17 protein-coding genes are annotated in these 24,677 nt (G+C 44.2%); all 17 read right to left on the bottom strand.

Translation table 11 applies throughout. The features are described from left to right. Window positions 1-32: 32 nt before the first annotated feature. The gene (locus DUL71_RS02790) at window positions 33-638 is read right to left on the bottom strand and encodes an RNA polymerase sigma factor (protein WP_208645465.1); all 606 of its coding nucleotides are present in this window, start codon (window positions 636-638) and stop codon (window positions 33-35) included. Window positions 639-1,141: 503 nt separating this feature from the next. Then, window positions 1,142-1,399: a hypothetical protein gene (locus tag DUL71_RS02785; RefSeq protein WP_114936624.1), complete on the bottom strand. Its 258-nt coding sequence runs from the start codon at window positions 1,397-1,399 to the stop codon at window positions 1,142-1,144. A 79-nt stretch (window positions 1,400-1,478) separates the two neighbouring features. Further along, the gene (locus DUL71_RS02780; RefSeq protein WP_114936623.1) at window positions 1,479-3,665 is read right to left on the bottom strand and encodes an IPT/TIG domain-containing protein; all 2,187 of its coding nucleotides are present in this window, start codon (window positions 3,663-3,665) and stop codon (window positions 1,479-1,481) included. Between the two features lie 25 nt (window positions 3,666-3,690). Continuing rightward, entirely contained in the window at window positions 3,691-6,936 is a 3,246-nt protein-coding gene (locus tag DUL71_RS02775) for a TonB-dependent receptor (RefSeq protein WP_114936622.1), read from the bottom strand. 28 nt (window positions 6,937-6,964) lie between these two features. Further along, window positions 6,965-7,951 carry a fasciclin domain-containing protein gene (locus DUL71_RS02770; protein WP_114936621.1) on the bottom strand — a complete coding sequence of 329 codons (987 nt, stop codon included), beginning with the start codon at window positions 7,949-7,951 and terminating at the stop codon, window positions 6,965-6,967. A gap of 32 nt (window positions 7,952-7,983) precedes the next feature. Beyond that, window positions 7,984-9,228: a fasciclin domain-containing protein gene (locus DUL71_RS02765; protein ID WP_114936620.1), complete on the bottom strand. Its 1,245-nt coding sequence runs from the start codon at window positions 9,226-9,228 to the stop codon at window positions 7,984-7,986. A 22-nt stretch (window positions 9,229-9,250) separates the two neighbouring features. Further along, the gene (locus tag DUL71_RS02760; protein WP_114936619.1) at window positions 9,251-10,333 is read right to left on the bottom strand and encodes a fasciclin domain-containing protein; all 1,083 of its coding nucleotides are present in this window, start codon (window positions 10,331-10,333) and stop codon (window positions 9,251-9,253) included. 33 nt (window positions 10,334-10,366) lie between these two features. Beyond that, window positions 10,367-11,563 carry a hypothetical protein gene (locus DUL71_RS02755; protein ID WP_114936618.1) on the bottom strand — a complete coding sequence of 399 codons (1,197 nt, stop codon included), beginning with the start codon at window positions 11,561-11,563 and terminating at the stop codon, window positions 10,367-10,369. Window positions 11,564-11,569: 6 nt separating this feature from the next. After that, window positions 11,570-13,279 (bottom strand): DUF4397 domain-containing protein, encoded by a 1,710-nt coding sequence (locus DUL71_RS02750; RefSeq protein ID WP_114936617.1) that lies wholly within the window; start codon window positions 13,277-13,279, stop codon window positions 11,570-11,572. A gap of 2 nt (window positions 13,280-13,281) precedes the next feature. Then, the gene (locus DUL71_RS02745; protein ID WP_244228687.1) at window positions 13,282-16,719 is read right to left on the bottom strand and encodes a TonB-dependent receptor; all 3,438 of its coding nucleotides are present in this window, start codon (window positions 16,717-16,719) and stop codon (window positions 13,282-13,284) included. A gap of 262 nt (window positions 16,720-16,981) precedes the next feature. After that, a complete protein-coding gene (locus tag DUL71_RS02740; protein ID WP_114936616.1) occupies window positions 16,982-18,004 on the bottom strand; it encodes a FecR family protein in 1,023 nt (340 codons plus the stop codon). Window positions 18,005-18,070: 66 nt separating this feature from the next. Further along, entirely contained in the window at window positions 18,071-18,667 is a 597-nt protein-coding gene (locus DUL71_RS02735; RefSeq protein ID WP_114936615.1) for an RNA polymerase sigma-70 factor, read from the bottom strand. Between the two features lie 340 nt (window positions 18,668-19,007). After that, window positions 19,008-19,880: a glycerophosphodiester phosphodiesterase family protein gene (locus DUL71_RS02730; protein ID WP_114936614.1), complete on the bottom strand. Its 873-nt coding sequence runs from the start codon at window positions 19,878-19,880 to the stop codon at window positions 19,008-19,010. A gap of 41 nt (window positions 19,881-19,921) precedes the next feature. Continuing rightward, window positions 19,922-20,794 (bottom strand): glycerophosphodiester phosphodiesterase, encoded by an 873-nt coding sequence (locus DUL71_RS02725; protein WP_114936613.1) that lies wholly within the window; start codon window positions 20,792-20,794, stop codon window positions 19,922-19,924. A 5-nt stretch (window positions 20,795-20,799) separates the two neighbouring features. Then, a complete protein-coding gene (locus DUL71_RS02720) occupies window positions 20,800-21,780 on the bottom strand; it encodes a purple acid phosphatase family protein (RefSeq protein ID WP_114936612.1) in 981 nt (326 codons plus the stop codon). Between the two features lie 5 nt (window positions 21,781-21,785). Beyond that, window positions 21,786-23,105: a purple acid phosphatase family protein gene (locus tag DUL71_RS02715; protein WP_114936611.1), complete on the bottom strand. Its 1,320-nt coding sequence runs from the start codon at window positions 23,103-23,105 to the stop codon at window positions 21,786-21,788. Window positions 23,106-23,198: 93 nt separating this feature from the next. Beyond that, the gene (locus DUL71_RS02710) at window positions 23,199-24,668 is read right to left on the bottom strand and encodes a SusD/RagB family nutrient-binding outer membrane lipoprotein (RefSeq protein ID WP_114936610.1); all 1,470 of its coding nucleotides are present in this window, start codon (window positions 24,666-24,668) and stop codon (window positions 23,199-23,201) included. Between the last annotated feature and the right edge of the window lie 9 nt (window positions 24,669-24,677).

Raw genomic sequence — 24,677 nt, 5'->3', positions numbered from 1 at the left:
ATACCATAAAAGTTAACGTTATGTTAAGTTTTTTACTTATGCGAAGTATACAGTAAGGCAAGCACGGGGATAACCCAATCGCCGGTTTGATGGTCAAGCACAATTGCGCGGAGCCTTTTCAGGGCATAAGAGATTTGGTTTTTCACCGTTTGCTCAGATAGGTTGAGCTGCGTGGCTATATCGGCAATAGAGATTTCTTCTTCCCTGCTCATCCGGAAAATCTGCTGCATTTTTTCCGGCATCGTTTCAATGGCCGAATGCAGTATGGCGCTTAACTCTTTACCTTCAAAAAGCAAATCGGGACTTACTTCAAACAGGGCCTCAAAAAAGCCTGAGCGTTTTATTTGCGCGGCGCTATTGGCATAAAAGCTTATAGTTTTGTATTTGAGGGCAGTAAACAGGTACTTGTTTATATCTTCTTCCTTTGTAATGGTGATCTGTTGGCGGCGGTTCCAAAACGATATCATTACTTCCTGTATCATATCTTTGGCTTCGTCCTCGTTTACATTTTTACAGGCTTTAATATATAAAGCTTTCCAATGTCGGTCGTACAAAATCCGGAATGCTGCCTGATCATCTGCACGAATTGCCTCCATCAATTCAAGATTGGTAAAGGAGGCCGGATTTTGAACTATCACGGTTCAAAACTACAGCTATATTGTTTATTTCTGAATGGGCCGGATGTTATGAATTTATTAAGAATCCGGCATTAACGAGCGAACTATGTATCCCGGTCTGATGTGGACGCAGAGTATTAAGTTTTTTTCATAAATAAAATCAAATATTGGATTTAGGTAATGCCCCAATAGGTTACTTATCTTTAATAGTTACTTTGAAACTTTTAGTAAATTTTAAATGAAAAAGTCAACAAAACTGAAAGAACCGATCGCGACTGCCGAGGCAGAAGTCGAAAATATAATAATATAGGCATTACTGAAAGACCCAGACAATTATCGCAGCAGAAAGCATAAACTACCTACACAGCAACAAAGCAGCATAAATACCATTACAAGAACACCCAAAAGAAATAAACGCGGGTTATGATAGGGCCTGCTATCTTTTATATAATCATCCATTATAATCTGCCAATAATTGTGAGGTATATCGAATTATTTGTTGCCTTTTCGCGCAACCTTTTTTACTATATAATAACTGCTTCTTCATCCAGTCGTTTTCCTGACCTGATAAACTGCCCGGCAAGTACAGCAATCTCCTCCCTGGTAATGGCCGCAGGTTCCTGTAACTGACAGTTTAATAAGGTCATCGAAACCGTTATCATTCCCCGGGTTGTTTTTATGATCATTTGTTCATCAAGCCTAATGTATGATTTAAGCGTACCAACTCCCTTGTTACACGCCTGTAACCTGATTATCAGTTCTTCTATTACGTATGATGGCATATTTACTGTTATAAAAATGGATGATAAAAAACCGGAATGGACTAAGCCATCCCGGTTTGCAAAATATCGTCATTGCGTTTTATTTCAGGAAAATCTTCCTTACGGCATTGTTGGTCATATCTATAAAATAAATATTACCCTGCCTGTCCATAGTGATATCTCCTAACGAGCCTGATTTAGCCTGGTTAAACGCGCCATCAACATTGGTACCCGCCGTAAATTGTACTACGGTGGTAACCTCTCGGGTGGCGATATTTATTTTACGGATCGCCTTATTTATATAATCAGACACATAAATAGTACCGGCACGATCAGATACTAATCCGTTTATAGCGCTGAACGCGGCTGCCGACCCTATGCCATCAGCAAAGCCGTAATTTGAGCCAACCCATCTATTTAAAGAACTATTGGTAAGCAGGTTATAACTATCAAGATAATTCCCCTCGTTACTCACCTTATATAAATAACCATTATATGGAGCCGGACGCGAATCATCCTGCGAAGCGATAATACTCACAGCCGAGCGGGTGCCCTCTTTATCTATTCGCCATGCGCCGTTAAAACTCCCCATTACATAAAGAATCCCGGTTTCATCAAACGACATTTTGTTGATGGTTCCTAAATTACTCACGAAAGTACTTACCATGCCCTGCGGCGTTATTTTACGAACCTTTGTACCATCGCTAACATAAAGGTTATCGTTTTCGTCAATGTCCATACCCGGGTTGCTACTTAAGTTAAATAATGCTTTATCACCCGGGCCTTCAACATAACCTCTTTCTCCGGTTGGGCTACCGGCAAATAGCGTTACTGTCCCATTCGTTGCTATTTTCTTAATGCGGCTTTGCTCTACCTCTATCACAAAAACGTTGCCTTTGCTATCAACAGCCAGGCTACCTGAACGGTATGTTGCCAGGGTTAACGAAGTGTTTCCAGGGCCGCCGGCAATGGTTATCACACCGGCCCGTTTAAAGTCGGTTGGAGCGAGTGCTTCAACACCACCGGTTACCACTTTTACAGGGCCTGTTGATAAACCTTCCGGTGCAATTACCTCCAGGCTTGCAGCCGTGGCGCTTATCACTGTAGCGGCAACACCATTAAAGGTTACCTTGTTCAGGCTTGCGGTAGTATTAAAACCTAAACCGCTGATGATAACATGCGTACCTGCCAAACCATTTTCTGGGCTTAAAGAGGTAATACCAACCGCTTGATCTTTAAAATCAGGCCCCTGCACGGTTTGGTCGTTTACACTCACAACCACCTTGCCATTACCAGTACCTCCCGGAATGGTTAATGTTAGTTTAGTTGCCGTGGCTGTTGTAAGCGGAATTGTTACGCCATTTATAGTTACCTTATTCTCATCCAGTATGGCGCTAAATGTAGTTCCAACTATGGTCATTACTGTTTTTGCAGGCCCGCTTAATGGCGTAACTGTTTGAATAACCGGCGGCGGCACCATGGTAAACACCGGACCAACTATTTTTTGCCCGTTTATAGTTACCGATAGCGGCCCGGTTTGTACCCCATCCGGAGCAAACACTAAAATATGATCTTCGGTGGCTTCCTTTACCACCGCCTGTTTACCATTAAAATCAATGGTGTTACCTGCAATGGTATTTTCAAAACCGCTGCCATCTATACATACAATAGTGCCTTTACCTCCCGTAAGGGGTTTTATAGAATTAACAGCCTGGTACTTGAAGCTTTGCCCGGTAACATCTTTACCATTAACAGCAACCTTTACCTGGCCTGTGCCAACGTTAGCGGGTATCTCAACAACTAAAAGGGTATCAGCGGCGCTTACTATTTGTGTGGTTTTCCCATTAATGGTAACTACAGCCGGTCCGGTAGCACTGCTGAAACCGGAACCCGATATACGTACATGAGCGCCTGCGGAACCGTTGGCAGGGCTTATTTTACTGATACTCAGATCTTGGTAAGTATATTTACCCACGGTTAGCGATGCGTTGTCCAGTTTAAGGGCTATATCACCGCTGCTGCCTCCTTTAGGTGCACGGATCACCATTTCGGTAGCTGTACTGCTTACCACATCTGCGGTTGCACCCGCAAAGGTAGCAGATATGCTGCCGCTAAAACCGCTGCCTGCCACGGTAACCAGCGTACCTTCGCCACCGCTGTTAGGGTAATACTCAGTAACTTTAGGCTGGGGCGTTACGCCTTTATCCTTATCTTTTTTACAGGCTCCCAGCATAATTACCATAAGGCAACACACTATGCTAAAAAACCTGATACTGTATTTTTTCATATTGTTGTTTTTTTAAATTCCTGGTTTAAAAAGTATATCGTGCGCCCAGCTGCATTTGCGTTCTGGAGCCATAGTAATCAATACTGTAAGGCTTACCAGGTGTAGTGAACTGGTAAAGCGGATAGCCGCCCGCGTTTTGCTGCGGAGGGAATAAAACCGGGGTTAAACCTACACTGGCTGTTGAGTTAAAGGTATTTGGCGAAAAATACTGAACGCCCCAGTTTTTATTGATCAGATTGGTGAGGTTCATTACATCGGCTGTGATGGTAAAAAACTGTTTGTTATCAGCGTTCAGATAAATGTCATGGGCAATGTGCAGATCGGCCTGAACATTCCATGGTGTGCGGCCTTTGTTACGTTCGGTAAAATTGCCCCTCCTGCTGTTCAGGTAGCTATCTTTATCTATATAAGCATTGAAAGCCGCTGCCTGCTGCACTGCTGTACCGGCGGTTGGGCTATCCTGGAAAAAGCGAATGGCTTCATCCCTTGTTGGGATATAAACTAAACTAACCTGCTGCGGCAAACCCTGCACACTGTTATTAACTACACCATAGCTAAACGGGCTACCCGATTGCGCACTGAAAAACAAGGAAATATTGGTGTGCCCAGCTTTAACCCAGTTTTTATTGTACCCAATATTGGCAACTATCCTATGCCTGATATCGAAGTTACTGTTAGCTAATGTTGGATTATTTGGAACCAGCGACTGGTTTAACTGCCAGTTTGATTCCATAGAGTTACGTACCCCGTTCGAAAGATCTTTAGACTGACCATAGGTGTAAGATACCGAAGCCTGCAACCGGTTGGCAATAGTTTTACTAACCGTACCGCTTAAGCTATAGCGATAGCCTTTGTTGGTATTGCTCAACAAATAAGTATTTGAAAAACGAGTATCTACAGTGCCGCTGTAAATAGGTTGCTGCCTGTTTTTATCGTACGGATAATACGTAGGGTTGTCCAACACGTTCAATTGCTGAAACAATACATCTTTAATGTTTTTGGTGTAGATAGCCTCAATGGTAAATTTCCACTGATCGGAAGTGGTATAATCGCCGGCTAAGCTGGTGCGTAATACCTGCGGCATCACAAAATTGTTATCAACCAGATCAACCTGGGTTTTGCCGCTGTTGGGGTTATTGATCACCGCGCCGTTGGCCTGGATAAAATCGGCAATGCCATTCGGGCCACCTTTTAGCGGGTTGCTGCCAGCTACAAAGGGTTTCTGATCGGCCTTTTGGTCGAACGCGCCATAGCTGTTACCTGTATTATAGTAGGCGTAAGCGAGCCAGGCCATCGGGATACGGCCGGTAAACAAGCCCGCGCCGCCACGCAGAATCAGGCTTTGATCGCCAAACCAATCGTGACGAAAACCTATGCGGGGCGATACCTGCACCTTGTTTAAAAAGTTATTGGTAATTTTTTTAAGCGGCGTGTAAGTGTAAGTAGTACCAAAGTTGGGATCATCCAAAGCGGTACGGGTTTTATCGCTTAAAAAAGGCATTTCGGGCAAATAGGTCATATCGGCACGTAAACCGGGGATCACTTTAAATTTATCCGATACCGTGATCTCGTCCTGAACGTAAGCGCTGTACATGTTCACATCAAATTTGGCACCCGGATTATTCAGGATATAATCGCGGTTGTTATTGGTGTAATTGTATGCGCCGCGTACGCGGTAAGGGTTATTATTCAGATAATCTTCAATACTGTTGTAATCAACGCGGCCATTCCAGGCGTTTACAAAACCGTAGGTGATTTTGTATAACTCGTTATGGGTACCAAAGGTAAAGCGATGGTTACCTACCGTCCAGTTCAGGTTGGCGGTAAGTTCCAGCGTGCGCTGCTTCATATCAAATATACTGGCTTCGCGATCGGTACCTAAGTAAATGGTTGTACCCGGTGTGCGGCCCATAATTTGTACCTGCGGCAGACTCGGGTCGCTGGTTGGATCTCTCGAATCATTTACCATGGTGTATCCTACCAATACATTACCCGATAGCGTGTTGCTCAACCTGCTTTTAAGCTCGGCAACGGTTGAGCTTTGGTTATTTTTTTGCAGATAAGCCATACTGCTAAACCTGAAATCCTGCTGATCACGATCCATAATGGTAGCCTTAGACAGGATGGTGTTATTGCGTACCACCAACTGGTTTTTATCGTCAATGTTCCAATCCAACCTGTTAAAGAATTTGGTTGATCGTGCGTAGGTATTGAAATTACCTGCAGTACCCGCGTTAAACGGGGTGGCATCGGCAATGGCTTTAGCATCGGCAACGCTCAGGATCTGGCTGGTTTCGGCCTGGCCTGCCAATAATTGGGCAGGGTCCTGGCGGCGGGCTATCTCCTCGTTGGTAAAAAAGAATAGTTTATTTTTAATAATAGGAAAGCCCAGCCTGAAACCTGTTTGATAATCATAAAAATCGCTGTTCATTTTACCCAGCGTTCCTACCCTGTCATTCCCTGTCAGCGCGGCGTTACGGCCAAAACCATATACCGAGCCGCTAACCGTGTTTGTACCGCTGCGGGTTACCGCGTTTACCGAACCACCTGTAAAATTGCCTATCTTCACATCAAAAGGTGCCAGGTAAACCTGCATATCCTCAATAGCATCCAGCGATATAGGGTTGGTACGGGTGGAGCTTCCGGCCATGCCCGAAGTACCCGACTGCCCGCCCAATGACGGGCTAAAGCCGATAGCATCGTTATTAATAGCACCATCAATAGTTACGTTATTGTAACGAAAGTTACTGCCGCCAAAACTATTATCCTTGCTGCCCTGCGGTACCAGCCTGGTAATATCAGTTATACTGCGCGATACCGTAGGCATATTACGCACCTGCGTAGCACTGATATTTTTACCCGACCCATAAGTACTGGCCTGTGCAGCTTTTTTGGTAGCTTTAATTACAACCTCCCCAAGTTGCTTTGCTGCATCGGCAAGTGCGAAGTTGACCTCGTAAGCCGCACCGAGCCTAATGGTAATATCCTCCTTTTTTTGCGATGCCATACTTACCATGGTTGCCTCAACGCTGTAAGGCCCGCCTATACGGAGATTAGTTAAATAAAAGCGGCCGTCCTTATTGGCTGCAGAGGCGTAACGTGTGCCTGATGGCAAGTGCACAGCAGTAATGGTAGCGCCCGGCAAAGTCAAGCCCGAAGCATCTGTTACCGTGCCGCTTATGGTACCGCTGGTTTCCTGCGCGCTTACCACAAAGGGCGATAGCAGCAACAGGAGCGTGAATATCCTTTTGAGTATTTTGTATATCGTCATCTCTGTAATGTCTTTTTTTGAGTTATACTTATTGGGTTATTTTTAGCGCACCGTTAATAGTGTGTAAAACCCCGCTCCCGGTCAATACATCCTGTTTGGTAAGTTGTACTGTTGATGTATTTCCGCTTCCCTTTAAGTTGATACTGTAAATGGTACCGCCTTGCCCGGCTGTAGAAGATATGGTTATCGCTACCGAATTTCCGTCCTGCATGGTTTGTTCGGTTTTGTTAGCCGCGCCGGCGCTTAAAACATAATCGTAAACAAACCGCCTGTCGTTCAGAATATGGTAGCGCAAAAATGTTCTCAGGGTTGCAGGATCTGCTTGGTTAATGGCGGCTAAAGTTGGATAACCGTACGAGATCATGGCCGCGTTACCCGGCGCGAAAATGGTGTAAGGGCCACTGCCTTGTAATGAGCTGATGAGCCCGGCCCTTTGAAGTGCCTGGTAAAACAAACTCAGGTTTTTATCGGATGCTATGGCATCGGTAATTTGTTCGTAAGTATAGGGTTCAAGCATCCGGTCAATCACCTGGATCAGTCCGTTGCTTGCCTTTATATTTTGCGATAGTACCCGCGCGCCGTTTATGGTAAGTACGGTATCGGCACCGTTTATCCAATGGGTAACAAAAAGCTTACCCCCATTTGATGATTTCAGCTCCTGGTTAAATAGAAACGGAAGTTTGTTCAGTTCGTACTCGCCGTTAAGGATGTGATAATTGAGTATGGATGAAATCCTTGCCGGGTCCGCACTTAAAACATCTTCAGCACTTCCGTAGCCAGCGCGCCCAAAGGCGTCATCCGAGGGTGTTAATATTGTAAAAGGCCCGTTACCCGCCAATTTTGCGCGTAGGCTAACAGCCGTTAACCCGGTGTTAAAAACAGAAAGGTTAAAGTTATCGGCAATAATAGCACTCAGTTTATTACTATCCTGGTTCGCTTTTTCCTGCTTATCTTTTTTGCAGCTGCCCATGGTAAGGGCAAGCAAAAGCAATAGCATATATTTATAGGCTTTCATTAATTTTTTGTTTAGATGTGTGTTACCAGCGTTTAAAACTTAAAGTTTTTTGGCACCATAAAATGATCAACTACATGTATCGGTCCCATCAGCGTATTGATGTCCGGCTCGGTGATTTTTGCCGCCGGGTGGTTTGAACCTTTTACATTCACGGTAATGGCTCCGTCCTGCTTACCAAAATCAAGTGGCATCGGGTAAATAGGGTAAGTGCCGTAAGTACCCGAGGTTACTACCGTATAATTGTTTAGTACAGCATTGGTTAAATCGGGAGAGTAAAAATTGAGGGCGTTGATATCTCCGCGGCCATAGTTTACATCATAAAAAGAAAACATGGTACCCCAGCGATGATAACCCACCAAAGTATCAGTAGCAAGGCCACCTACAACCGAATAAGTATCCCAATCAACAGTAGGAAGCGGGTTGCGATCGTTTAGTTTCATTACATCTTCAACGGTTTTGTAACCGGCAGCATGAAAAACAGCATCAGGTATGGCGTAAACTGATGAAAAGGTTACGTTGTAATTTGCATAGTAAGGCAAAAGCACCAATCCTTGGGTAAAATCATGAACAACGATACCAAAGGTTAACTCGTTGTATAGGGCATCATTTTGTAAATTAAGCTCGATATACATTCCAAACCGGCCGTCATCCTGTAAGGCCTGCAGCAAGGTTTTGGTTGGTTTGTGCAAAACATGGTCTATTGGCCATAGCAAGCCGTCTTTAGCTTCGGTTGGTGTTAGCTTACCACAAGCTTTACCGTTAACAAACAATGTCCCGTCCTCAACTTTAATATATTGAAGATAAGAGTAGATGTCAAATACATCCGGTCCGCCTATCCCGGAAGCAGGTGCAACTTTCAGGTAAGGGTTTTGTAGCAGCGACAAGCCTTTAAAGCTATCCTTCCTGGTTTTGATATCATCTAAACTTAAGCCGGATGATATGGTGTGGTATAACAGGATACTATCCAGCAATGCAGGCGTGGTTTTGTTGATCACATCAAGCGTTAGGCCATCTGCAATAAAAGCGGCATCTGTTGGCACCAGCAAAGTAAAAGGTGCTTTGTTTCCCTTAGCTTTTATAATGCTGTTCATATCGCTGCGTTCCCAGGCGGCTTTAAATAAAGTGTAGGGCGAGGCTGCAAGCGCTTCTTTTAAAGTAATTGTTATATCCGTATGCGGGATAGCCGCCCCCTCGGGTACGGGCATAAATTCGGCCTTCCGGCACGACGCTATGCTTAGCGTGAGCAAACAAAAGGCAATAATTCTTATCAGTTTCATAGCTGTAAATCTTTAATATCGATCAATGTTTTAAAGCCTGTTCGGGTAGCAGCAGCAGGCCTTGCATATCGTGAACAAGTCCGTTATCTGTTAGGTTATCTGTTAAAGCCGGTATAGCCGTTACAGCGGGGTATGTGTCGTAAGGATAGCTGAGGGCTGTTTGTAAATGTGCCGAATAGGTTACCGCAGCTGTATAGAAATTACGGGTGCTGCTGATAATGAAATACCAGGTATCATTTTCCAGTTGCCCATTGTAGGTGGCCTCGGTGTTAATAATGTAAAACACATTATAATCTGAGATAAAAAAGTGCTTGTTATGTAATATGTAACTACCAAATAACCTTTCACCAGAGTAGGTTGCCGGGTCTAAAGCGGCTACAGAGGCTTCAGTAATACCATTAGCTTCAAACACGCTGTTTTGCGGCGCGAACACGGTAAATGGACCTTTGTCCGAAAGCTTATCCCAAAAACCGAACTTTTTAAGGCCGCTTACAAAAATGCTGTATTGCGGGCGTTTGGCCAGCCACGCTTGCACGGTGCTGTTAGGCGTAACCTTCATTACCTTATTCAATACGTGAACAACACCGTTAGCCACAGTAACATCCTTCCGCGTTACCGACGATCCGTTGAAGTACAGGTCATTTGCCGGATAGGCGCTGTTATTGGGTGCATAACTTGCCAGTGTGGCATAAACATCGGTTCCGGCCAGAGTATGGTAACGGATATCAACTCCATTAACCGGTACCTGGTTAAAGTTTAATTGCTGATCAAGCACATGGCGTTGTACCATCGCTTTTAAACTATCAGTGTTCATCTTATCAAAATCAGATGCCTTGCTGATGCCTATTTCGTTAAAAGCTGTATTGCTTGGCACAAGCAGTGTAAATGGGCCTTTGCCGCGTAAGGTTTCGGCCATGCCTGATTTTTCTACAGCTGCCGAAAATAGCGTGAGGTCGTAATTATTCTTTACAAAATCAGATGCCAGCCTGAAGTTTTCGTTCGGTTTGGCAATTGCCAGGTCATCGTGCTTGCAGGCGCTGAACAACAGTATCAGCAACGCGGGGATGAGCGGCAACAAGTTTCTTATCGGTTTTCTATTTTTCATTTAGAATATGTTTTTGATAGCTGATTGCCTTGGTTAATAAATTGGAGGGGCATATTTACGTTGTACCGTGGTGAGATAAATATTACCATTAACTATCTCGATGGTATTTACCGTAGCAAACGAGCGCGGATTATAAATACCTGACGGGATATTCACGATCATATTGGGCAACAGGGCGCTGTTTTCTTTACCTTGAATAGCGGTTTTACCTGTCAGCAGGCATTCTACGGGCGCCCAGTTTCCATCAGTTTCAGACTGAAAAGGATAATATGGATTGTTGGCCGGATGCATGCCCGGTGCCATAAAATCAAGGTGCTGCCAAATGGTGGTGTGTATTCCGTCTGATGTTCCGTCGGCAAAAAGCGGGAAGCTGTAGTATGGGGTTACCTGCAATACTTCTGAGTTTCGAATTAACGAGCCTAAAAATTTTTGTGTGTATCCGGGCAAAGGAAATGCTATAGAGGGCTCTGTTTTATACAGCGTATAAAAAATGTTCATGTTATCCTTTACCCCGTTTTGCAGCGCACCTGATTTTTTATAACCTGTTTTAAGGCTTTTGTCAGCTTCCTGGAAACCTTTGGCGCTCATGTTATAAAAGTTAACATACACCATCGAATCGGACAGGGGCAGCTTATGAAAGTTTTCCTGCCTTAGGTAAATGCCGTTCTTTTTGGTTATAAAATCCTTTTGCAGTACATGCAAGGTGTACACCTCTTTGGCATCCAGCGTTAGCGTAGTATCTATCAGCACACTTTTCTTTAACCGCGGTTCGAGGTCAAAAAACGGGGTGTTGTTTACCGGCCTGAACATGAACATTACGCGGTGTTTGCCCGAAGGGATCTGCGCCCAGCTGCTCAAGTCAAAACCGTTTAGTACCGGGCCTACCAATACATTTTCTTTACCGGGATATTCCGGATTTTTATAGGAAATACTTGTACCTGCATGCGATGGGTACGGCGGGGCGTAAGGATCTCGCTGATCCAGGAAATCACCTTTAACGGCGGCGCTTACCGGCATCCCATCCTGATCGGTCTGAGGGTCGATCAGCATCGTCAGAAAGGGAACCGGTTCGTCTTTATTTTCAAGTGATATGGTATAGTTCAGGTTATTAAATACCCGTAAATAGGCGGGGCTATCTATCTTTCTGTATTCTACCTTGCTACAGCCCGAAGCTAAAAGCAGCAGGGCCACAGCACTCATCATTATATATTGTAATCTTGATCGTAGCATATTTTTTTATTTGCTGTGTTTTACAATGATCATTTTAGCTTTATCTGCCGCGGATGCCTGCGCACCTGTTTTACCAACAAGGGCTATAGTATAAAAACCGGCCTCATGGTTAGGCAAAATTCCTTTTACATAAAGCGCCGTACGGGCAATGAGGTCTTTACTGTTAATCACGGGGATATCGCTGGCCCATGTACCTGGTACTACCGCGGGTGTTGAGCGGAATGCCATGATCTGGTAAGGTTTTGCATCGAAACCTGCGCGGATGTAAGGAAACTCAACAGGAACCTTGCCGGGTTGCAGATTAATTACCGCGCCTTTATCAAACCCATACTGGCTAATAAAATCCTGCGCGTTATCGGTAGTGAGAGTTAAGTATGGAACATCCGTGCTCAGGTTCAGGAAACGCATGCTGAACGAAAACTCGTTGCTGTAACGGGCAAAAGTAGCATCATCGGTAGCGTTGGTTACCAACGTTCCGCTTAAGTCATTTGCCACGGCGGCGATAACTGGTTTGCCATCCGCACCGGGGTTTAGCCAAAGTGTATAGTTGCTGTTTGCCTCGGCCTTAACGTTGGTATTGGCCAAAACTGTACCTGAAGCATTTACTGCCTGGATATCATATTGCCCGATAATGAAGGTGTCATAATCGGTATGCGCCGTGTAATCAATAGCTGCGCCCAGGGGCTTACCGTTTACCATGATCTTAACACCATTTACACCCGGCAGGGTATTCACGGCCTGCATCCTGAAGTAGGTAACATTTACAGGTTCGCTGATATCGGCTATCAGCCTTATGCTGTTTTGGTGTGCCGTAGAGGTTTCGTCAGTTGTTGTTCCGGATAAAGGAACATTAAATTTCCTTGGCGTAACCACCATGGTGTAAACGCCACCCGGCGCATAAGTTTTAATAGGGGCATAATAAAGGCCCGGGCTATGCACGATATCTGAATTTACAGGGTTTAAAACTAATGTAGATTCGTAGCCGGGTATCTGCAGACCGCTTGCAGTAAGCACTTTTAATTGTGCTGTAGTGTAAGGCAAATCGATATAATCAGAATAAGCTCCGGAGGCTATTTTGCTGGTTTGGGTACTTACGGGCGTACCGTCGGCCCAGGTTAAGGTTAACGGGCTAACCAGGTTCTCCAAACGCGAATCATCTGTAGGAGTTCCGGTAAGATTAAGTAGCCTTATCTTAAAATGCGAAGCATCAGCAGCCGGCGCAATTGAACGCGGAACTTTTAAATACGCGGGCAAGCCGGTTACCTGCATATAGGCTTGAGATGGCAGCAGGTAATAATCTACCGGTTGCTGCGCACCTTCTTGCACGCCAAATTCAACTTTGGTTGGCGTTTCCTGGTAACCGCTTGTTTCGGCTATGAATTTTGCTGCACCATTATTTAAAAGTTCCTGCGGGATGCTCCAGGTGGTACCAAGCCTGCCATTGGTTGGAAAATATTTGGTAGCCGGATAACTATCATACAATGGGGCGTTCTTGTCTCGTATTACATAGTTTGTTAACGTATCGCCGTTAACCTGCAATTGGTTGTAGCTGCCAAGGTTAACAATACGCACAGTAGAGTTTTTACGCGCATCGGTAACGGCCCGGTTATCAATTACAGTATCGAACTTGGCTTTTTTGCAGGAAGCTGATACCAGCATCAAAGCCAAACAAGCCGCTAATACCGGGTTGCTTAAATATTTATTCAGTTTTTTCATGGTTACAATAAGTTATAGGTGAAACCAAGCATGATCTCGCTGCCACGCTGGTAGCTGCGGTTAATGTACTCGCCGCCATACCATTTACCGCCGGTACCGGGGTTGGCATACACCGTTTTCACAGCCGGATTAATCATGTTTTTGATGTAACCTTTAAACAGTATTTTGCGGTTTAATCGCTGACTGAAAACAAAATCCAACACCGGCACAGGGCGGGTGTACAGGTCGGGTTCGCCGGTTAGATTTATCTGGACCAGGCGCTCGCCTACCATATTAAATGTGCCGGTAAAGGTGGTTCCCCAACGCTTGTTTGTATAGTTTAACCAGCCGTTTACAGAATAAGGCGCTTGCTCAAACAGCGGACTGTTATCCGGCGAGTGGCGATCGATAGAGCGGTTGGCCTCTAATCGCTGAGGCGATTTTTTGATATCGCTTTGCGCCAGCATCAGGTTGGAACCGATGAAGAAATTATTTAAAGGGCTCCATAACTTGCCCAAATCTTTAACAATCTCTACTTCCAATCCCCATACCTTACCTGTGTTCGGATCGTTTTCAAACCGGATGGTTGGGTATTCGGGATAGGTAGCCGCAAGGCCGCTGGTTTGCAGGCTGAACACTTTGTACAATTGATTTTTTATCCGTTTGCCGAACAATGAAAAAGAGAGTACTTCACCTGCTGCCGGGAAGTATTCCCACCTAAAATCAAGGTTTTGGGTTGATTGATTGATCAGGTTGGGGTTACCAACAACCAGGCCGCCCTGAAAAGCATCAAACTCAAATACATTAGTGATCTCCCTTAACTCGGGGCGGGCGAGTGTTGTATTAAAACCGGCCCTGAAGTTCATGTTCTCCTTATAGTTATAAGTCATGTTTAGCGAGTAATATGGCTTATAGCTTTGTTTATATACCGAGTTAGGATTAGTTAATGTAAGTGGGATATGCGAACCATCCGGACGGGTTGTGGTCAGCGCCGGATCAAGAAAAACACCCGAAGTATCAACCGCCGATTGGATATTGGTTGATTCGAACCTTACACCGCCTGTCACCCTTAAATCTTCGGTAAGCTTCATATCAAGCATAGCATAACCTGCCTTGGTTTCAAAAAAGCCTTTGTAGTTGTTAGGCGATTTTTGACTGTTGTATAAAAAGCCGCCAATAGGTGCCGCGCCTTCCCCCGTTCCGGAAGCTGTTGGGTGGATACCTATTACTTCTGAACTTACCAAACGATCAAGGTCGCCTTCTACCCTGTACAACGATTGCGCCCCTAAAGAGGAAAAATTCGATCCCGGCAAAAACAACACGTTCTCTGTAAATACACGGTCGCGGTTAAGGTAGTTTACACCAACTTTAAATTCCTGTTTTTTACCTAAAAACTTAAAAGGCAGGGTCAAATCGGCCTTGTAGTTATAGTTTGTTTCGGATAGGTTGCGGTAGCGGCGACCGTTGGGCTCGGCCTGGATAATGCCGTAAGCACCAAAACCGTTTACGTAACCCGACGATAGCGCATATAAATGATTGGTATAAACCGACCCGGGATTGGTATTTGTAGAACCTACCGTTGGATCTGCAATGTAAGCTCCTCCCCTCGGCGTATAATCTGCAAGGTTAACAAAGCGATAATCGGGGTCATTCTGACCGGCTTTTGAGGAGGCAACATTATAACTTAAACGTGGCGAATAAGCTCCCTTTAAAAATTTATGCTCGCCTTGTAAGTTAAAGGTGTTCAACTTACGGTATGATTGCTTTAAGGAGTAAACCGTACTTTTTACTTCTCCCGGCAAACCGGTATAATCATACTTACCGTTTAAATTGTAGGCCTGTGTTTCGCCGCCCCAGCTGCCTAAGTACTGCATGCTGATCTCATGTTGCGGACTAAAGCGATAGGTTAACCCTAATAAACCGCCATAGTTAAGTGTTTGGGTACCGGTATTTTCTTTATAGGTTTGATACCTGCCCATGTAAAGGTTGTTGGGCGTGATATAGTTAGGAATATTACGCGGACTGTAAACCTGCGGGTTACCGGTAATTACGCCCTGATATATACTGTATTGCTGCACATCACCGCCAGATATATCGGTAGTGCGGCTGTAATAGTTTACACCGGCAACCACACCAAGCTTGTGCTTTTTAAACAGCGTATAGCTATTACCGAAAGATGCCGAATACAATTGATTAAGTGGTGCCTGCTTGTAACGGGTAGTTAAAACGGGATCAAAACCCTGCATAATGCCGTTAATCCGGTTTACCTCCTGCCGGGTTTCGGAACTGTAACCGCTGTTGGCTATCATTTTTTGAATTTGCGACAGGCCGCCTTTGTACTTGGTACCCAGATCAAGAAACTCTTTGCTCAAATCTTTTTTATTGATCTTTTGCCCAAAGAAACCCATATCGCTATTGTAAAAACTGTTAAACTGACCACCTACGCCAATATTTGAGTTGAAGCCTGTTTGCGACACAACTTCAAATACCATGCTATCGGGTACTGATTTGGTTTTCAGTTCCACAATACCTGCGGCGGCATCGGCCGGTTTATCGGGTGTTACCGTTTTAAAAATGGTGATGTTATCCAGCAGCGATGCCGGTACCAGATCGAGAGGGATAGCGCTGCGATCGGGATCTGACGAAGCAAGTCGAATACCGTTCAACTGGCCGATCACGCTCCTGTCGCCCAGGCCGCGGATGGCTACATATTTATCGTCAGTAACCGTTACGCCCGATACCCTTTGCAGGGCCTGCGTGGTGGTGATACTGGCAGTTCGCTCAATTTGCGCGGCCGAGATGGCATCCTGCACAATGGCAGCTTTTTTTCTTTCGGCCAGTACAGAAATTTCGGTATTGGTTCTTCTCCTGGCTTGTACGGTTACCTCACTTAGTTGGGTTGATGAGGCTTTTAAGGTGATAGTCAACTCACGATCTTGCGGACCAACCTTTACTTCCCTGGTTTGATAACCTATATAACTTAATACCAACGTTGCCCCGCCTTCTGGCAGGGTTATTTTAAAACGCCCACTGGCGTCGGTAGCGACGGCAGCACCGGTGGTTTTTACCTTGATGGCAACACCTATCAGCGTTTCGCCGGTTTTTTCGTCTTTTACGGTACCTGTTACTATTAACGGTACTGGCTTTATGCCTATCACCACATATCCTTCTACCAGTTTATATTCCAAACCGGTATGCGCTAACAGGTTTTTAAGAGCGTCCCTTACCGAAATATGTTCGGCAACCAGTGTCACATTCTTTTTTTCGGCATCCATAGTTTGCTCCTGGAAAGAGAACCTGATATTGCCTTGTTTGCCTATAACTGTCAGCCCTTCTGTCACGCTCACATTTTTTAGCTGCAAGCTTATCTGGCGATCAAGGTCCTGACTTTTCACATTGCTTGCCATCAGCATACCTATAAAAGTGAGCCTGACAACAATGAGCACAAAAGAGCATTTCATAAAAAATCGGATTGAAGGATATTCTTTTAATCCTTTTTGCATATTTTTGAGCATAATGAAGTTATTCGCCGCGAGGCGATGATCTGTTAAATGGCCATACCTGTTCAGGGCATGGGTTATTTATCTAAACCGAGGGAGGTCGAAAATCACACGGTTTATAAGCATTACACGTTCCCAGCCTGTTGGCCGGGGACGTTTTTTGTTTGTACAAATGGTTACATATCCAATCCTTTCGTTATTGTATTTATTCCCTGAATTGTTATTAATTGATATTTACCTGCTGACCGGATATGATGAAATCAAAATGGGCAGTTGCCGCCAGCACTTTCATAATTTTATTTAATGGCATATCGGCCTGTAAGGCAACAGATATTTTTTTATTGGCGATAGCCGGCTTGCGGTATAGTATCTTCACATTATACCAGCGCTCCAATATCAAGGTAACATCCTTAAGGCTGCGGTTATGAAATGAAAGCAATGCATCCTTCCAGTCGCTCACCTCGGTAATCACCACTGCCGAAGTAATTGCCTGGCTGTTATGGTAGGTAACCATCTGCCCCGGTATCAGCACAGCTAATGATTTAATTTTATTCCCCCTTACATCATCAACCCTAACCTTACCGGTAGCAACAGAAACAGATAAGGGCTGATTTTTAAAGGCGTCTATTTTAAATGAGGTTCCCAGCACACGGGTTTGCACTGTACCGGTATGAATGATGAATGGCTTATGGGGATTTTTAGTTACCTGGAAAAAAGCTTCGCCCTCTAAAGAAATCTCACGGGTATTACTTGCAAACTTATCGGGATAATGCAACCTGCTGCCTGCCCCAAGATAAACTTCCGAGCTATCTGGCAGCACAATTTTTGATCGCTGACCTAATGGGTTCACCTGCTCGTGAAAAGCTATTTGTTCTTTTACCGGTACTTTGCGAAAACGCGTTATACCATAAATAGCTGCACCCAGTATAAACACTGTCCAGATGGCAACATGGCGCAGGTAGCGTTTGTTAAAGATAGATACAACGCGCGGGGCCTGTTCGGGTATTTCCTTCTGCGATTGCTGATGCAGCTTTTGATAAAAAAATTTTAGCTTGTCTTCAAGATGCGGCTGGTCGATATCGTCTTCAGGAATAAGGCCTGTTCCTTGTTCCTCCAGCACCTCATCAAATAGTTGCTGCGATCCCGGCTTTGCAATAAATTCCCTGATCTCTTCCAGTTCGGCAGGGGTATATTGGCCTGAAATATATTTCCGGATAAGTGATTTTATGTTCTTGTCTGATTGCATTTAAATGGGCTCTCAAAATAGAAAACACCATTTAGCTGTTGCACCACCTATTGGTTTTGAAAAAAATTAAAAAAAAGATGCGAGGGCTATCAGCATCACCGTAACATCGGCATGCTCGCTCAATTCGCGGCGTAATATGCGGAGGGTGATCACCATATAGTTTTCGATGGTATTAACGGAAAGACCTGTTTCTTCGGCTATCTGCGCGTAGGTCATGTTCCGCTCCCGGCTCATCCTGAAAATTTTTTGGCGTTGCGGACTAAGTTCGTTCAGTTTTTGATGATAGATCTTTTCCAGCTCAACGTATTTTAATTTATCATCGGTAGCGCCGCCCACAGGTGTATCCTGAAGCGTTAACAGATCGATAGGAATAGTGCTCAGGATTTTTTTGCGGTAGTAGTTATAGATAGCGTTTTTGATGGATCGAAAGAGGTACGGACGAAGATCGGTTTCTATTACCAGATCACCTTTTTTTTGCCATAGTCTCAGCATTACATCCAGGGTAAGTTCTTCAGCAATTTCCCTGTCTGGTACATTTTTCAGGGCGTAGTTAAAAATAGGGTCATGATAGCGTTTAAACAGGATATCGTAAGCACCGGTATTGCCGCCTTGATATTCATCCCACAATAAACGATCTGAAAAATCCTTAATTACCTTCGTCATGCTTAACCAAACAAACCCGCGCAAAAATAAACAGGGTTGCCCCCTCATCACATTAACTCAATATTAAGTTATCGTTCTATTTATATAGCAACATTGTATGATGCCGGGTGAATGTTCAACATAGTATAAATATAGCACATTACTTCCTTCAAGTAGTTTTGTAAAGCGCCCTGCCCTCATTGCACGAATCAATAGCGCTGCTCCCTTTCAGCTATTCAATATCACGCTAATAACAATCTGAATTTTAGCATGGAAAGTGGTCATTTCGAAATTGGCAAGTGCGTTAAATTGGATGTGATTTATCCACAATAATGTCTATTTATAAGAAATTGGACGTATTTTATTTATGCGCCCCTTTTTCTTTTAAATATTTGAGGCACGCTGCCGGTAAGTTGGTTTGTATTACGTTCACAAATTGGGTGTTAGTTAACAGAGCCTTGAAACCTGTATTCGTAGATGATTGCAGATCATCATATTTGCCCAACGCGTTACTCCATATGCGTACATGTTTATCTCTGATAGAACGCATCTGACTATCGCTATAAAACGATTCATCAATATGGATAACCCTGGCAATGTTCATATTTAATATAGCCTCCACATCAGCCGGCGTGTAAGCACGGGGCATTATTTTTATCTTTTTATTTATCTCATGTACTGTAACCATTTTTTTATAATCATATAAAAAGAATAGAACCTGGTTTACGGTATTGGTTTTTTCAATAATCTCAAATGTACGCTCAAGCGCATCATCATCATCAAGCTTAAAGTCAAGGTCGACCAATATTTTACCTCTGGCTGCCATAAGATATTGTTCCAGTGTGGGAACCTTCTCGTTAGTGGGAGTGCCATCTTGCAAAAGTCGTAATTCGCACAATTGCTTATACGTGTAGTCGGTCAGTTCACCTTTACCGTTGGTGGGATGATCAACCTTATCGTTATGCATAATTACCAGCACATGATCTTTGGTTTGCCGTATATCCGTTTCAACAATATCCACTCCAAGCCTTATCGCTTCGTTTAGCGCAGCAAGTGAGTTTTCCGGATAAAGTTGGTGTGCTGCACGATGTGCAGTTACCATTATTTGCTCCGGGTGATTAGCGAAAACATCAAGTAGCGAGTCGGCCTTGGTAGTTTGAGAGTGGCATTGTCCGGCAATGAGCACAAAGTATATTAGCACAAAAAGGCATTTTCTTTTAATTACTGTTTTCATTTGGCATTTTTAGGTGAAGGGGAAGCAAAAGGGTCGAGAATTTATCTCAACCCTTTTTGCTTTAAATAATTGATTAATGCTTCCGGCTGGTCGGTTTGTAAGCCGGTTAAGTCTTTGGCTATCGCTTCATCCCAAACGGAAGGACCTTCAAAACCGCTTTGCCCGTCTGGCCAGGCGGGTACGTGGCGGCTGTTTGCAGTGGTAACCAACTCTTTATTATATTGTTTATAGCCGCCATCTAATACATCCGGGTGGGCCTGGTTAATAAATTTGATAAGGCTGGTGTTATCTCTCACCTCGTCTGATAGGCTTAACATGAGCGGCATTTTAGGCGCCACTGTTCGCCAATCTGTAAACTGCTCTGCCTTGTTAATGTACACCAGCACTTGTAGTTCCATGCCATACCGTTTTAATACGGCATAAGCAGCCCGCGCATCTGCCTCTTTAAAATCAATGTAGATGTATATTTTATTTTTGCACAGCTCCAGTATCTCCTCAAAAGTGGGAATGGTTAAAGTTTGAGCCTGATCTTTCGAATTGATTTTTAATTTCTTGATCTCAGCCAGTGTCATGTCTTTCACCAGGCCTTTTCCGTTGGTCATCCGGTCAACGCTTTCGTTATGCAGGCTTATTAACTTGCCGTCTTTTGTAGTGCGCAGATCTATTTCAACATAATCAGCGCCATCTTTTATGGCTTGTGTATAGGCAAGCAGCGTATTTTCGGGATTATTGACATGATCCCCGCGGTGTGCAATTACTATAAATTTATGGCGGAGAGCCGGAACAGGATTAGGTATATAATCAGCCTGCAACATTGTAGAGTCCCCGGAAGGTTTAACCGGTAGTGCGGTTTTACTTTGCCCTGCTAAAAATTGAGAAACAATTACCGGCACTAATAATATCGTTTTTTTCATGGTGATTATCTGTTATTATTAATAGTAGTTTCATATAATACGTTGCCGCTGTCGTTAATAGCTTTAACACTTAGTTGCCTGGCATTTATAGAAAAATACATGAAACCATGCTCAGAAGCCTGGAAACGACAGTATGGAATACCAGCGGTAACCTCGGTAAGTTCTGATCCTGCGCCTGATATAAACTGGTGCGTATAACCATCAGCTTTTAAATGTTGCAAAGAATGCTCGTGACCCGATAAGTAAACATCAACCTTATGCTTTTCAAGAATGCCGGATAGCGCTTTCCTGATAGCAAGCGTATCGTAGTTTTTAATTCTTGGGCCAACGGTGTAACAGGGATGGTGACCAATAACTATTTTCCACTTTACGTCGGCAGATGCTTTGGCAAGTGTATCATCTATCCACTGCAATTGTTTTTTGGGTTGGCGTTCTTCAAAATCATATACAATGGGTTGCGTATCTATAAACACAAACAGCACTTTTCCATCTACCTTATTGATGTTAACTTCTTTACTGTAGTACAATGCAGGCATGTTCCAACGGCGGCTTATTTTGCTGTAACGCACCTGCGCATCCGGATCGGTGCCGTAATCATGGTTACCTAATACCGGGTACCAATCATCCTGTAGTGAATGCGCCGTGTAAACATTTTCGAAAGAGTAATGCCAAAGGGGATCGTTTTCACTTACCACACCCTTGGGATAAAAGTTATCACCTACCGAAATAATGAATTTGTTGGCATGTGTGGCAGCCCATTTCCCCATCTGGTCGGCTACCTCTTTTTGGTGATATTCGCCGTTGCGGCCCCAATCGCCAATGGCTAAAAAGTTGAGGGGGTAATTTTCATCGGCAACAACGGCACCTGATAGGTCGTCACTTTCCAGGTGCGTTTCCCTGCTACCTGCCAATGTTTCAAACGGGGCTATGATTGATGCACCCAAAGCGGTTAGCGCCGTACCTTTAACAAAATCTCTTCTTTTCATTTCTATTATTTTTTATTGATAAGCTGATTGGGCTTACCTTTTCTCTTAATCAGATCAAACGCGTCGGCAATTTCGCCGGTAGCCAGGTATGCTTTAAATTGCAGCATATCGCCGTCAATGTTTATTGTTTGGTAAACCTGGGTATGATTAATAATGATATCGGCCCAATCCATCGGTTCGGTCTCGTACATTTTTGAACCGCTTACCGATACCACGTAGGCCGTATGCGAGGTATCTTTAGGGCCACCATTAGTCAGCTTTATTTTACTCATACCACGGGCATAGGCATGGTCATGTCCCTGCAATACAATATCCACTCCGTACTGATCAAAGATGGGTTTCAAATGCCCGCGTGATATTTTGTTATCCCGCCCTTTTTTAGTTGAATACATAGGGTGGTGCATAAACACGCATGTCCATTGCTGGCGGTTCTGCTTCAATACATTATGCAGCCAATCCACCTGTCTTTTTATGCAATCATCAGATGGGGCTTCCTCTATCATCTGGGTATTGAGCGAGATAAACCTTACGCCTTGTATGTCGGTATAATAGCAGCTTCCTTTCAACAACTCATCATCTGGTCCGTTGTTGGGCAGACTAAATTGCTGGTTCCAATAAACAGACAGGTGAGGCTTACCTTCTTCGTGGGTATATTCGTGGTTACCAGGTGTCATTAAAGCTGGCATACCGGCATGGATATAATTACCGGCGGCAAACCAATCGCCCCATTCATCATCCTTGTTCGCACGATTTACCAAATCACCGGCGTGAATCATCAATTGCGCGTCGGGTGCCGTGGCGTATGCTTTGCGTATAACACGGCTCCATAAAGGCTTGATGCCTACTTGCGCATCCCCCAAATAAATAAAGCTCAGTTTGGCCTTGTCAAGATTGGCTTTGGCCGTGCGGAACTGGAACCACTCACTCCTGTTTTCACCATACCCAACGCGGTAAGCGTATAAAGTATCAGGCTGAAGATCATTTAGTGTAACCCGGTGGTTAGTAAAACTGATATCTTCAAAACCGAACTTTTTTGAAACAGCGTTTACCGTTTTAGCTTTCGATATAAATTCGGGATGGGCGTCGGCTATAGCATATTCAACCGAATTTACTTCAGATGTTAAAGAGGTACGCCAGTTAATCGTAATGCTAACAGCGGGATTTTCTGTTATGGTAAGTATAATACGGTCGGGGATTTCGGTTGCCGTATAATTTACAGTTTCGGAATCTTTATTTAAAAGCTTCACCGGCGAGCCCATAATAGGCAGTAACGCGCCCATTTTTAAGGTGCGGCCAATAAAACTCCTTCTGGCTATTTTGCTCATAAAACATTGTTTAAAAGGAATACAGGGCAGCGAGGGCGAATATCCCCTGCTGCCCTATCCTCGTTGTTTATTGTGTAGGTGTTAGGAAAAAACTTATTTGAGGTACCACATTTTGGTATTGATATCATCAGGCCCAAATACTGATACAGCAGCCTTGTAGCTATCAAAGTTTACGTTAGGCTCTGCGGTTGGCCATCCGTATCTTACCGGGAAGGTTGATTGAAATGCCATTGGCCCTGTTACAAATTGCGGATATCCTGTACGGCGGAAATCAAACCAACCTTCAGACCCGCGGAACAGCATTGCTAACCATTTTTGGATGATGAGCTGTTTTTGCGTACCATCATATTTTACCAATGGCAAATCATAGTAACCCTGGCTTACCGCACTATTTTTTACACCGTAGTAATCCATCGACGCTTCGATACCATCGTGATAAAGCGATGCAGCAGTTTTTGACGACACCGTTATTTTACCGGACTGGACGGCTTCGGCTAAAATGAAACATACTTCGGGATAGATCATTAAACTGGCTTTTAAACCTGTTGATTTATCTTGTCTGAAATATGACGATAGTACTGACTGGTGTGTTTCTCCGCCATTATAATCAGCAGGGCTTGCCAGGGCGTGAGGCACACCTACATACTGGTTATGATCAACAGTTGACCCCGTAGTTGATGCCACCGGTGCCACCCACACCGCCAACCGCGGGTCGTTTCTCGCTACCAGGATATCCACTAATTCTTTGCTTGCTTTTGTTTTGGCAAAATCGGCATCAATCATATTTTTTGGCCCGCCGGGCCAGCTATCATCTGCTTTTACACCCTGGTAAATAACCTCGGCATTATCTGTATTGCTCGTAAAAATCGGATATTGATCGGCGTTGTTTATTATCTCCTGCATCTCAGTAAATGCGTTAGCATAAACTTTTGAGCAACGTAACAGCATCCGCAACCTTAAAGAGTTAGCCAGTTTGCGCCACTGTAGTGCTTTGCCTGCGTAAAGCGCATCGGCGTTGGCATCAATGCCGGTACCATTTGCGCGTAACTGCTCATTGGCATCTTTTAATGTTTGCAAAAGGCTCATATAAATATCCTGCTGCTTATCGTAAGCCGGTTTAATATTGCCAGAGCTTACAGATTGTAAAGCCTGCGAATAAGGTGCATCGCCCCACAAATCAGTTAGGTAGCACATGTTAAACGCCATCAGGATATTACCGGTAGCTACATAAACAGGCTGCGCCGTGGTGGTTGCTTCCTGCTGCATGGTTTTAATGATCATGGCGCGCTGATAAATATCATCCCAGTCAACAGATGTCCAGCGGAAGGTTTCGTAATCATTGTTTCTTACCAGGGTAATGTACCTGCCAACGGCAGCCGGCCTTCTGTCAAAAGCATTTTCCTGGTAAGCATAGGCGGTTTTGGTAATGGCCTCTGTGAAATGGTATTCGGGCCGTGTGGTGGCAGGGCTATTATTGTTTGTATTTATTGCTTGAAAATCTTTGGTGCACGATGTAAAAACCATCACAACCAATGCTAAATATAAAATAGAATGAAGTTTCATGATTGAATA

The organism is Mucilaginibacter endophyticus (assembly GCF_003351025.1).
In the GTDB taxonomy this organism is placed as follows: Bacteria; Bacteroidota; Bacteroidia; order Sphingobacteriales; family Sphingobacteriaceae; genus Mucilaginibacter; species Mucilaginibacter endophyticus.
This window is presented reverse-complemented; position numbering and strand designations above follow the sequence as displayed.